We start from the raw sequence: 12063 nt of genomic DNA, 5'->3' as shown, positions 1-12063 counted from the left end.
TTCCGGGTCATCCTCACCGCGGGTGTCGTCGACGTCATCGACGCGAACTTCGCGAGCGACGCGACCGCGTTCCTCGCCGACCACGGCCTCGCGGTATCCGACATCGACACCTGGATCGCCCACCCGGGCGGCCCGAAGGTGCTGGACGCGTTCCAGCGGGGACTCGCGCTGCCGATCGGGGCGCTCGATCGCAGCTGGGCCTCGATGGCCGCCGTGGGCAACCTGTCGTCGTCGAGCGTGCTCCACGTGCTGGCCGACGAGCTGCGGGTCCCGCACGGAGCCCACGAGTACGGCCTGCTGTTCGCGCTCGGCCCCGGGATCAGCGCCGAGTTCGTGCTGCTCCGCTGGCCCGAACCCGCCCTGGCGCTGGCCGCGGCATGACCGGCCAGCTGCTCGCCGGGACGGCCGGCTGGTGGGCGGCGTACTCGGTCTACCTCCTCCTGCTCGCGGGTACCTCCGTCGAGCGCTTCATCGAGCTGGGCGTCTCGGTGCGGAACGCGCGCTGGGCCTTCGCGCGCGGCGGCCGGGAGAGCGGGAGGGGGCACTTCGGGCCGATGGTCGCGCTGCACACCGGGCTGATCCTGGCGTGCGCGCTCGAGCCGCTGCTCGCCGGCCGGTCGTTCGTCGGCGCGCTCGCCGTGCCCGCGTCGGTGCTGGCGCTCGGGTCCCAGGCGCTGCGCTGGTGGTGCATCCGCACGCTCGGGCCGCGCTGGAACACGCGCATCGTCGTCGTGCCTCATCTGCCGCTCGTCCGGCGCGGGCCGTACCGGCTGCTGCCGCACCCGAACTACGTCGCGGTCGCGATCGAGGGGATCGCGCTGCCGCTCGTCGCCTCCGGCTGGGTCACCGCGCTCGCGTTCACCGCGCTGAACGCGGTGCTGCTGCTCGGCTTCCGCATCCCTGCGGAAGAGCGCGCGATGTCGGAGGCGCTCGCGGCGGATCCGGGGCGATGACCGCGTTCACGGTGCGGGAGGTGGAGGAGCGCGACTGGGTGCGCCTGCGTGCGCTGCGGCTGGAGATGCTCGCCGACACCCCGATCGCCTACCTCGAGAAGCTCGAGACCGCGCTGCAGCACACCGTGTCGCACTGGCAGCGGAGCGCACGCGGCCGACCGACCGGCATCAAGCTCGTCGCCGAGCAGGAGGACGGCCGCTGGATCGGCACCATGGGCGGCATCATCGCGGAGGGGGTGCCCACGCTCGTCGCCGTGTACGTCGCGCCCGACGTGCGCGGCGCCGGGACCGGGGTCACGGATGCGCTCCTCGCGGGCATCGAGCGCTGGGCGGCGCAGCAGGAGCGGGGCGACCAGCTGCGGCTCGAGGTCAACGAGCTGAACGGCCGCGCGATCGAGGCGTACCGCCGGCGCGGCTTCGTGCCGACCGGCCGCACCGCGCCGTACCCCCTCGACCCGCCCTCGCTCGAGCTGGAGATGGTCAAAGCGCTCCGCTGACGCCGGTGTTCACGGATCAGGGGATTCGGCGAGCGCTTCGCGCCGCCGAATCCCCTGATCCGTGAACACGACCTGGATGTCGGTGGTGACGGCGAGAATGGTGGGGTGACGGTGAAGGGCGGGGAGGGCGAGCGGCAGGTGTCCGCCGCCGATGTCGACAGCTCCCGCGCCACGGTGCTGCACGTCGACATGGACGCCTTCTTCGCCTCTGTCGAGCTGCTCGACCATCCCGAGCTCGCGCATCGGCCGGTGATCATCGGGCACGAGGGCGGCCGCGGCATCGTCAGCTCGGCGAACTACGCAGCCCGCCGCTTCGGGATCCGCTCCGCGATGCCCGTCGGGCGGGCTCTGCGGCTCTGCCCGAACGCCGTGGTGCTGCATCCGCACTACGAGAAGTACCGAGACGCCTCCGCCGAGGTGATGCGGATCTTCCGGGACGTGACCCCGATCGTCGAGCCGCTCTCGATCGATGAGGCGTTCCTCGACGTCGCGGGCGCCGTGCGGCTGTTCGGCCCGCCCGCGCGGATCGCCGCGGACCTGCGCGCCAGGGTGCTGCACGAGACCGGGCTGACGTGCAGCGTCGGTGCCGGCGCCACGAAGTTCATCGCGAAGCTCGCCTCCACCCGGGCGAAGCCCGACGGCCTGATGGTCGTGCCGCCCGAGCACACGATCGCGTTCCTCCACCCGCTGCCGATCGGCGCCATCTGGGGCGTCGGGCCCTCGACCCGCGAATCCCTGGAGCGGCGCGGCATCCACACCGTGCAGGACCTCGCGGACACGCCGCGGCACGTGCTCGAGGGCTGGGTCGGCCGGGCCGCGGGTGGCAAGCTGCACGATCTCGCCTGGGGTCGTGACGCCCGGCAGGTGTCGACGAGCCGTGCCGACAAGAGCATCGGCCACGAGAACACCTTCGGCACGGACATCCTCGACGTCGCGGCGCTGAGGCGGGAACTGCTCGATCAGGCCGACCGCGTCGCCGTCCGGCTCCGCAAAGGCGGGTGGCGCGCACGGACGATCTCGCTGAAGGTCCGCTACGCCGACTTCACCACCATCACCCGGTCGCGGACCGTGCCCGAGGCGACCGACCTCGCCCGCCGCATCCACGAGGAGACCGTCGCCCTCCTCGACGCGGCGGACCTCCGCGGTCGCGCGGTGCGCCTGCTCGGCACCCGCGGGGAGCAGCTCGTGCGCGCGGAGGACGAGCTGCTCGGCCTCTGGAGCGATCAGGAGCAGTGGCGTGGCGCCGAGACCGCCGCGGACCTCGCCTCCCTCCGGTTCGGCAGGGGAGCGGTGCTGCCCGCTGCGCTGCTCGAGCGGCCGGCCGACCGCGAACGCCTCGCCGACACCGAGGGCTGAGGCGGGTGGAGGCGCAGGGCCGGCGCAGGGAGACCTCCCGCCACCGATCCGCGCCGCGGTTCTCGCTGCCGCGTCCCGTCGGGCGTGCGGCGGCGGTCCTGACCCCGGTGCTCTCGCTGCTGCCGCCGGTCGTGCTCCTCGTCGTGGTGCAGTCGCTCAGCCCGGCCGCGCAGCGCGTGCCGTCCGGCGTGGCGCGGTTCGACCTCGCGGGCGCGTGGCTGGCCTCCGAACCCGGCGCGCTGGCCGGCACCACCTCCTGGCTCACTGCCCCGACCCTCGGCCGGGTGCAGCTCGGCGCGCTGCTGCGCCTGCTGCAGGGCGGGCAGGCGCAGAGCGTGCTCGCCGCCGCGCACGGGGGGATGCTGCTGCTCGCCGTGATCCAGGCGGCGCTGCTGTGGTGGGTGCTGCGGCGGCTCGGCGCCGGCGGTGTTGCCGCGGGGCTGGCGACCGCGGTGTTCGGGATCGCGCCGATCGCCGTCGAGACGCACACGGCGGTCTCCGCCACGGCCGTCGCGGTGGTCTGGCTGCTGCTGGCCGCGGCGCTCGCGCTCGGGCGGAGGAGGGCGTCGCTGGTCGCGGCGGGCGTCCTCGTCGCCGTGGCGATCGCGTCCGCGCCCGCCGTCGGCATCGCGGTCGTGCCGCTCGCGGTCGTTGCGGCCCTCCTGCTGCGCCGCCGCGCGGTCCTGGTCCTGGCCGGGTTCGTGGTGGCGGCGATTCTGCTCGCCGCAGTCCTGGGGGGCGTCGCCGCGATCCCTGCGACCGCGGCGACGGCACGGCTGGACGCGGTCGTCGCCGCGCAGAGCCCGGCCACCGTCGGACTCGCCGCGCTCGGCCGCTGGTCGCAGATCGACCCGCTGTCCCTCCTGATCGCGGTCGTCGCCGTCGTGGTCGCCGCGACCGTCGGCAGGCGGCTGTCGCCGCTCGTGGTCGCGGTCGTGGTCGTCGCCGCGTCCGTGTGGCCCCAGGGCGACGACGCGGTCGCCCCGCTCGTGGTGCTGCTCCCGGTCGTCGCGGGCGCGGTGGCGCGGTCGGTCGACGTCGGTGTCGACGCGCTCGGGCATCCCCGGTTCGTGCGCAGCGTGCTCGGGTCCGCGTGGCTCACCGGGGTCGGCGCGCTGCTCGTCGTCGCGGTGATCGGCTGGTCCGTCGGGCTGAGCGGTCTCGTCCGGGGCAGCGATCAGCCTCTCGCGAAGCTCGAGCGGTGGATCGACAGCAGCGTCCCCGCCGGGCAGACGGTGCTCGTCCCGCTCGGCGCCTGGCCGGACCTCGTCGGCTCGACCCGCGCCGATTTCGGCTGGTACGCCGGCGGCTCCGGCACGACCGCGGTGCCGAGTTCCGTGCCGTGGAACCGCGCCGACTACGTCGTGGAGGACGCCTCGCTGCCGACCGACCGGTCGGGCGCCGCCGCCTCGGTGCTGGCCCGGTCGCTCGAAGTCGCATCCTTCGGCACCGGAGCGTCGGCGATGTCCGTGCGCGCCGTCCGGGCGCCGCAGGTGGAGGACACCCCCGCCCCGCCGACCACCGCGGCCGGGGGCGCGGCCGCTGCGCTGCGGAAATCCGTCGGCACCCAGGTGGCGCAGAACCCGAGGATCGAGGTCGACGGGCAGGATCGCGCGCGACTGCTGGCCGGTGACGTGGACACCAGGATCGTGCTCGTGCTCGCACAGTTCGTCACCGCGCACCGCATCACCATCCGCGACTTCGGGGTCGCGGAGGGGGACACCTCCGGGCTGCGGACCACCGTGACGATCAGCGAGATCGACGGGCGGCCGGTGCCGTCCGACGGCACGAAGACGGGCGTGCTGCTGCGCTTCCTGTCGGATCTGCGCGGGGACTTCGCAACGGAGTCGATCGACGCGACCGACGACGGCATCACCGCGGCCTTCGCCCCCGACCCGGACTTGGTGCCGGACGGCTGAGACCGCCCGGCAGATCGACCACGTTCGGGTGATATGGAGGCGGCTGGGCCACACTGCTCTCCCGATGAAGACAATCCGCCGGCCCCTGCTCGCTGCGCTCGCCGTGGCGCTGATCGCGATGGCGGTCCCCGCCGCTCCCGCTGCCGCCGCAACCCGAGACGGGTGGGTGCGGCTCGCTCACCTGTCTCCGGACACCGCTGCGGTGAACATCACCCTGTCCAGCCTCAGCGGCGACGTGACCCTCTTCCGGTTGCAGAACGTCGGGTACGGCGCCGTGTCGAAGTACATGCGGCTCCCGCAGGGCACGTACGCGCTCGCGATGGTGCCCGCGGGGCAGAACGATCCGAACGCGACGCCCGTCGTCAGCGGATCGGTGGAGATCGCCGCCGGTACTGCCGAGACGGTCGCGGCGATCGGCAAGAACGACGACCTCACGACGAAGGTGTTCACCGACGATCTCGACGAGGTGAGCGGGGGCGACGCCCGCGTCCGGATCGTGCAGGCATCGGTGACGCATTCCAGCGTCGACGCGACCGCCGGGTCCACGACGGTCGCGACCGGTGCCGCGTTCGGCGACGCATCGAAGTACGCGACGGTCCCCGCGGGATCCACCTCCATCGCCCTCACGGCCGGCTCGGACGTCGAAACGGTGTCGCAGCGGTTCGCGGCGGGCAGCGCGCACACCCTGTTCGTCATCGACGACTCGAAGGGGGACCTGACCATCTCGCCGGCGCTGGACAGCGCGGCTGCGACGGAGACCCCCGTGGGGTCGCTGGCCGCCGGCGGTGGCGGGCTCGCGGGCGGTGACTCGCAGCTGGCGATGCTGCTGGCGATCGGGGCGGCGCTGGGCGGCTTCGGACTGCTCGGCGCGATGGCGCGGCGACGCAGCGGGGTGCATCAGCCCTGATCGGGCGGGTCCGCGTCGTCGGCGCGCTGCTGGTCCTCGTCCTCGCCATGGGGGCGGGGGCCGCCACCACCTGGAACGGCGTCGTGCGGAGCAGGGCAGCTGCCGAGCAGACCGTCCTGCAGCAGGAGCGCCTCGCTGACATGACCGCGGCTGAGCGGCGGGCAGCCCGCGGTGGCACGGAGGCGTTGCAGGATCCGACCGTGTCGCAGGGGACGACCAGGACCGCCGCGACGCCGGTGCGGCTGACCATCCCGGAGATCGGCGTGGACTCCGCGCTGGAGCAGCTCCACCAGGACTCCCGCGGCGTGCTCGTCGCTCCGGAGTACGCGGATCAAGCGGGATGGTGGTCGAAGGGCGTCGTACCCGGTGACGTCGGCGCGGCGGTGATCGTCGGGCACCTCGACACGATCCAGGGACCGGCCGTCTTCGTGCGCCTGAAGCAGCTGCGCCCTGGCGATCTGATCGAGGTCCGGATGTCCGACGGCCGGACCGTGCGGTTCGAGGTCGACGGCAGCCATGTGGTCGACAAAGCGCTGTTCCCGAGCAAGCAGGTCTACGGCGCGACTCCCGACCCCCAGCTGCGGCTGATCACCTGCAGCGAACCGTTCGACCCGGTCGCGCACAGCTACACCGACAACCTCGTCCTCTTCGCCACTGCCGTGAGTTGATGGTCGCGGGTGTTCACGGATCAGGGGATTCGGCAGGCGCGAAGCGCCGCCGAATCCCCTGATCCGTGAACACGGATTCTCCGGTCAGGCGAGGGTGCGCTCCGCCAGCTCGGCGCGCGACCAGCGGGTCGGGTCGGCCAGCGCCTCCCGCGCGCCGTCCCGGGCGGCCGGCTCCGCATCCGAGGAGTTGCCCCAGAGCAGCACGCCCTGCACGGCGTCGCCGTCGAGGAAGTACACGGTGCCCTTCTCGAGCGGCTCCGCCCACGCCGCAACCGTGTCGAGGGAGGCGTCGAGGGTGCCGATCGCCTCGTACCGGTGGCCGAACACCATCGAGTAGAAGTACGGGGTGTAGGTGAAGGGCGTCTCGTCGCCGACCATCTCCCGGCCGGCGTGGCGGCCCTGCTTGCGGGCGAGGTCGACGTGCTCGATCCGCCTCCGTCCGAGCAGGGCGTCGGGGTAGTTGGCGACGTCGCCGGCGGCGTAGACGGAGGGGCTGCTGGTGCGCAGGTGCTCGTCGACGACGATCCCGTCCTCGACCGTCAACCCGGCCGCTTCCGCGAGGCCCGTGTTCGGCGCGATGCCGAGGCCGAGCACGACGACGTCCGCCTCGATCGTCGCGCCGCCCTCGGTGGTCAGCACGACGCCATCGGCCGAGGCGGTACCGGAGGCGATCCGCGTGTCGGGGACGATCTCGACGCCCGCGTCCTCGAACCAGCTCTGGAAGCGCCCGGCGAGGTCGGCCGGCAGCACCTTCTCGCGCAGCACCGAATCCGGGGTCACCAGGGTGACGCGGCAGCCGTTCTGCACCAGCGCGGCGGCGATCTCGGTGCCGATGTAGCTGCCGCCGACGACCGCGACGTGCGGATGGTCGTCCGCGAGCGCGCGCAGGTGCCGATAGTCCGCGAACGTGCGGAAGTAGATGACGCGATCGCCGGCGGGGAGATCGAGCGTCGTGGGGGAGCCGCCCGTCGCGAGCAGCAGTGCGCCGTATTCGATCGTCTCGCTGCCCGCGGTGACGGTCTTCGCCTCCGGGTCGATCGACTCGACGGTCACGCCGGTCCGGATCTCCGCGCCGGTAGCCCCGGTGCCGAGCGGCACCTTGTCCTCCGTGAACGAGTCGTCGAGCCAGATCAGCTTCGAGAGCGCCGGCCTCGTGTACGGCTCGTCGGGGTCGTCGCCGAGGATCAGGATCGCGCTGTCCGGATCGAGCTCCCGGATCCCCTTCGCTGCGGCGTCCGCGATCATCCCGCCGCCGACGATCACGTACTCGTACCTGCTCATGCGCCCCACGATGTCAGCCCCGCCTGAGCGCACTTTTCATCTTTCAGGAGTTCTGGCGCGGCCGCGCCGCTGCCGGCGGTTACCAGAAGTCCTGAAAGACGGAATTCCGGGCGGCGATCCTCTCCTCCCCAGGGTGAGACCCGCGTGGAGGTGGCGCGTGCGGCTCAGGATCTCGGCATGCAGAAGTCGGACTGGACCAGAGCGGATTCCCTGGCCCTCGGAGTGCTCGCCGCTCACGGAGGCGTGGCGAAGCTCGCGGCCTTCATCGACGCCGGGCTGAAGCCGCATCAGGTCGCGGCGATCTTTCGACGAGGTGTCACGCACCGTCCAAGAAACGGGTGGTTCGCGGACGTCTCCGTGCCGTGGCAGGGCACTCACGCCGTCCGGGTCGGTGGTGTGCTCGCATGCACATCCGCCGCCGCCTCCTGGGGAGTTCCCGTACCGCCGGACTCGTGGCGGCGTCTGCACGTCGCGGTCGCCCCGAACGCGAGCCGTCTTCGCCACAACCGCGACAAGACGTGGGAGGTGAAGGCCGGTGAGGACGCCGAGGTCGAGCTGCACTGGGCGAACCTTCTCGACCGCCCGCAGGGCTGGCGCACCTCAGTGGTCGACGCGCTGCTCCCGGACGACCGCCGTTTCGTCGACATCCTCGTCGGCGACCGGCTCCTCGTCGAAGCGGACGGGGAGGAGTTCCACGATGCCGAGAAGGACGCGATCCGCGACGCGTTCTTCCGCGGTCTCGGCTACATCGTCCTGCGGTTCTCGTACGAGCGGATCGTGCACGACCTGGAAGGAGTGCTCGACGAGATCGCAACGGCGCTCGCGATGCTGTGAGGTCGGTTTCGTCTTTCAGGAGTTCTGGTCGGCCGCAGGCTGACCAGAACTCCTGGAAGACGAAGAGTGTTACGCGACCAGGACTGCGGCGCTGTCCGGAGGGAGCGTGACGGTCTCGCCCTCCTGCGTCACCGCGTCCGCGGTCTGGAGGACCAGCGCACCGTCGGCCGCGACCACCGCGTCCTCCGTGCCCAGGTTCGCGGCGATCGTCACACCGCCGCGCTGCAGCACGATCACGGCGGCCTCGTCGTCCGCGGCGGCGCTGGTCGTGGTGAAGCGCGGGTCGGTCAGATCGGAGAGGTCGCGGCGCAGCGCGATCAGGCGCCGATGCAGCTCGAGGATCGTCGCGTGGTGGCCGCCCGCGGGCTCGGACCAGTCGAGCTTCGAGCGCTGGAACGTCTCCGGATCCTGCGGATCGGGCACCTGGTCCGGATCCCAGCCCATGCTCGCGAACTCCTCGATACGGCCCTTCGCCGTCGCCTCGCCGAGGTCGTGCTCGGGGTGGGAGGTGAAGAACTGCCACGGGGTCGTGGCTCCCCACTCCTCGCCCATGAAGAGCATCGGGGTGAACGGCGTGAGCAGGTTCAGCACCGCACCGACGGCGAGGCGCTCGGGCGACAGCGTCTGCGACAGCCGGTCGCCCGCAGCGCGGTTGCCGATCTGGTCGTGATCCTGCGCGAAGGTGACCAGCCGGGACGTCGGCAGCGTCTCGCGGTCGATCGGTCGGCCGTGGTGCCGCTCGCGGAAGCTCGAGTACGTGCCGTCGTGCACGAACCCGTGGGTCAGCACCCTGGCCAGCACGGACAGGCCCTCGAAGTCCGCGTAGTAGCCCGTCGTCTCGCCGGTCAGGGCGACGTGCAGGGCGTGGTGGTAGTCGTCGCTCCACTGCGCGTCGAGGCCGTACCCGTGCGCCTCCCGCGACGTGATCAGCGTCGGGTCGTTCATGTCCGACTCCGCGATCAGGGTGAGCGGGCGGCCCTGGTGCGCGGACAGCACCGCCGTCTCCTCCGCGAGCTGCTGCAGCACGTGCTGGGCGCGCGAGTCGACCAGCGCATGCACCGCATCGAGCCGCAGGCCGTCGACGTGCATGTCCGACAGCCACATCAGCGCGTTGTCGACGATGTAGCGGCGCACCTCGTCGGACTGCGCGCCGTCGAGGTTCATCGACGTGCCCCAGGTGTTCGCGCCCCGCTCGGAGAAGTACGGGCCGAACTCGGGCAGGTAGTTCCCGGAGGGGCCGAGGTGGTTGTAGACGACGTCCTGGATCACCGCGAGAGAACGGGCGTGCGCCGCGTCGACGAACCGCTGGTACGCCTCCGGGCCCCCGTAGGTCTCCTGCACCGCGTACCAGAGCACGCCGTCGTAGCCCCAGTTCCAGCGGCCGTTGAAGGCGTTGACGGGCAGCAGCTCGACGTGGGTGACGCCGAGGTCCCGGAGGTGGTCGAGCCGGTCGATCGCGGAATCGAGCGTGCCGTCGGGGGTGAAGGTGCCGATGTGCAGCTCGTAGATCACGCCGCCGGCGAGCGGCCTGCCCGTCCACGCCTCATCCGTCCAGCCGAACGCTGCCGGGTCGAAGCGCTGCGACAGCTCGTGCACGCCGTCCGGCTGCCGGCGCGATCGCGGGTCCGGGCGCGGCGTGCGCTCGTCGTCGATCAGATAGCCGTATCGGGCGTCGCCGGGGACGTCGGCGACGTCCGGCGTCCACCAGTCGTCGTCGCCCTTCGTCATCGGGATCGTGTCGTCGCCGAGGCGGAGCCGGAGGCGTTCCGGCTTCGGAGCCCAGACGGCGAGCGGGTGGCGGGTGGGAATGGTCACTGCAGTCCTCCGACCTCGATGAGCAGCGCCACCGGGTAGTGCTCGAGCAGGTCGGCGACCTTCAGCTCGCCGCCTTGGAACTCGCGGTTCGTCAGCACGTCGATCACCGGCGCGCTGCCGACGTCGAGCGTCGTGTCGCCCCAACCGCCGTGCTCGGCGAGCCCGACGGGGAGGCGGGTGGCGAGAGCGATCGCGCCGCCGCGGTCGAACGCCACGAGGTGGTCGGCGGCCGCGCCGCTCGCGAGCAGCGGGGTGTAGCCGGTGAACAGCTCGGGCCGGTCGCGGCGCAGGCGAAGCGTCTTCGCGACGACGAGCAGCTTCGCAGCGCCGGTCTCGTCGATGTCGGGCAGCGCGCCCGCGTCGATCTCGGCGAGCAGCTCGCGCCGCCTCGCGAAGTCGACCGGGCGGCGGTTGTCGGGATCGACGAGGCTCTGCTCCCACAGCTCGCTGCCCTGGTAGACGTCGGGGACGCCCGGGCCGGCGAGCTGCAGCAGCTTCATCGAGAGGCCGTTCGACCAGCCGGCGGGGTTCAGGCGCGTGCTCACGCTCTCGATCAGCTCGGCGACGCGGTCGTCGTCGTACACCGCGTCGACCGCGGCGCTGAGGCGCTGCCCGAACGCCTCGTCCGCGTCCGTCCAGGTCGTGGAGACGCCCGCCTCCTTCGACGCCTTCTCGGCGTAGGCCTGCAGCCGGTCGCGCTCGATCGGCCACGCGCCGACGGTCGCCTGCCAGAGCAGGTTCGCGAACGTCGCGTCGCCGAAGCCGACCGCGCGCTCGAGCGTGTCGAGGGCCTGCGCCCACTCCTGCGGCACCTCCGACAGCACGTCGATGCGGGCCCGGACGTCCTCGCCGCGCTTGGTGTCGTGCGTCGTGAGGGTCGTCATCGAAGCCGGCCAGTCCGCCTGACGCCGTGCCTGGCGCTCGTGGAACCGCTCGACGGACTCGGCGAACACGTCCGGTTCGCCGCCCACCTCCGTCAGGCTGCCGAGCCGCGTCGAGCGGTAGAAGGCGCTGTCCTCGACGCCCTTCGCCATCACCATGCCGCTGGTCTGCTGGAACCGCTTCGCGACCGCCGCCGACGGATCGCGGAGCAGGCCGGAGGCGATGTCGAGCTCGACGGTCAGATCGGGGCGGTGCCGCTTCGCGTCGGCGACCGCCGCGTCGAGGTTCTCGACGCCGCGAGGGAGGTAGGTCCGGTAGACGGGGAAGGTGGTCAGCAGCTCGCCGAAGGCGTCGGCGACCCGTTCCGGCGCTGCGTCGACGGCTCCCGCGTCGCGGACGAGACGCAGCACCTCGGCGTGCAGGATGCCGTCGGCGACCTCGCGCTTCGTGGTGTGGATCAGCGCCTTCCAGTCCGTGGGTCCGTCGAGTCGCGCGGCGAGGAGGGTGAGCGGCCGCTCGCCGGCGGGATCGATCAGCACGCGGTCGACGTCGCCGAGCGCGTCGTAGCCGGTCGTGCCGGCGGTCGCCCAGTCGTCGGGCAGCGGCTCGTCGCCCTCGAGGATCTTCTCCACGAGCACGTAGACGCCGCCGGTCGCCGCCGCGAGGTCGTCGAGATACCCCTTCGGGTCGGCCAGCCCGTCCGGGTGGTCGATCCGGATGCCGTCGACGAGGCCGTCGCGCACCCAGCCGAGGATCGCGCGATGGGACGCCTCGAACACCTCCGGCAGCTCGACCCGGATGCCGGCCAAGGTGTTGACGGCGAAGAACCGGCGGTAGTTGAGGTCGTCGTCCGCGAGCCGCCAGTGCATCAGCTCGTAGTGCTGACGATCGTGGACCGTGCGGGCGTCGGCACCGTCGTCGGCCGTGCCCGGCGCGATCGGGTACCGGTTG

Annotated in this window: 11 protein-coding genes; 8 read left to right on the top strand and 3 right to left on the bottom strand. The window is 72.4% G+C overall.

Going from position 1 to position 12063, the window contains the following annotated elements; translation table 11 throughout:
- The 7 genes from ACFE67_RS10785 to ACFE67_RS10755 all read left to right on the top strand — a co-directional run.
- Nucleotides 1–381 (top strand): 3-oxoacyl-[acyl-carrier-protein] synthase III C-terminal domain-containing protein (locus tag ACFE67_RS10785; RefSeq protein ID WP_375406880.1); only part of this gene is annotated, 381 nt, incomplete at its 5' end.
- A complete protein-coding gene (locus ACFE67_RS10780; protein ID WP_375406879.1) occupies nucleotides 378–953 on the top strand; it encodes an isoprenylcysteine carboxyl methyltransferase family protein in 576 nt (191 codons plus the stop codon). The genes ACFE67_RS10785 and ACFE67_RS10780, both read left to right, overlap by 4 nt.
- A complete protein-coding gene (locus ACFE67_RS10775) occupies nucleotides 950–1450 on the top strand; it encodes a GNAT family N-acetyltransferase (RefSeq protein WP_375406878.1) in 501 nt (166 codons plus the stop codon). The genes ACFE67_RS10780 and ACFE67_RS10775 overlap by 4 nt, the downstream gene beginning before the upstream one ends.
- Nucleotides 1451–1555: 105 nt before the next feature.
- Nucleotides 1556–2806 (top strand): DNA polymerase IV, encoded by a 1251-nt coding sequence (gene dinB, locus ACFE67_RS10770; protein ID WP_375406877.1) that lies wholly within the window; start codon nucleotides 1556–1558, stop codon nucleotides 2804–2806.
- Nucleotides 2807–2811: 5 nt separating this feature from the next.
- Nucleotides 2812–4725 carry a hypothetical protein gene (locus ACFE67_RS10765; RefSeq protein ID WP_375406876.1) on the top strand — a complete coding sequence of 638 codons (1914 nt, stop codon included), beginning with the start codon at nucleotides 2812–2814 and terminating at the stop codon, nucleotides 4723–4725.
- Nucleotides 4726–4789: 64 nt separating this feature from the next.
- Nucleotides 4790–5632: a DUF4397 domain-containing protein gene (locus ACFE67_RS10760; RefSeq protein ID WP_375406875.1), complete on the top strand. Its 843-nt coding sequence runs from the start codon at nucleotides 4790–4792 to the stop codon at nucleotides 5630–5632.
- 47 nt (nucleotides 5633–5679) lie between these two features.
- A complete protein-coding gene (locus ACFE67_RS10755; RefSeq protein ID WP_375406874.1) occupies nucleotides 5680–6300 on the top strand; it encodes a class F sortase in 621 nt (206 codons plus the stop codon).
- Nucleotides 6301–6384: 84 nt separating this feature from the next.
- Here ACFE67_RS10755 and ACFE67_RS10750 read toward each other — a convergent pair whose 3' ends face one another.
- A complete protein-coding gene (locus ACFE67_RS10750; protein WP_375406873.1) occupies nucleotides 6385–7581 on the bottom strand; it encodes an NAD(P)/FAD-dependent oxidoreductase in 1197 nt (398 codons plus the stop codon).
- A gap of 177 nt (nucleotides 7582–7758) precedes the next feature.
- Here ACFE67_RS10750 and ACFE67_RS10745 point away from each other — a divergent pair, with 177 nt between their 5' ends.
- Nucleotides 7759–8415 carry an endonuclease domain-containing protein gene (locus tag ACFE67_RS10745; protein WP_375406872.1) on the top strand — a complete coding sequence of 219 codons (657 nt, stop codon included), beginning with the start codon at nucleotides 7759–7761 and terminating at the stop codon, nucleotides 8413–8415.
- A gap of 69 nt (nucleotides 8416–8484) precedes the next feature.
- Here ACFE67_RS10745 and treZ read toward each other — a convergent pair whose 3' ends face one another.
- Both treZ and treY read right to left on the bottom strand, forming a co-directional pair.
- Nucleotides 8485–10230 carry a malto-oligosyltrehalose trehalohydrolase gene (gene treZ, locus ACFE67_RS10740; RefSeq protein ID WP_375406871.1) on the bottom strand — a complete coding sequence of 582 codons (1746 nt, stop codon included), beginning with the start codon at nucleotides 10228–10230 and terminating at the stop codon, nucleotides 8485–8487.
- On the bottom strand, nucleotides 10227–12063 hold a 1837-nt coding region (gene treY, locus ACFE67_RS10735; protein ID WP_375406870.1), incomplete at its 5' end, for a malto-oligosyltrehalose synthase. The genes treZ and treY, both read right to left, overlap by 4 nt.

It is taken from the genome of uncultured Amnibacterium sp., from assembly GCF_964244015.1.
Taxonomy (GTDB): Bacteria; Actinomycetota; Actinomycetes; order Actinomycetales; family Microbacteriaceae; genus Amnibacterium.
Note: the sequence above shows the minus strand (reverse complement) of the source record. Positions and strands in the feature narration are given on the sequence as shown.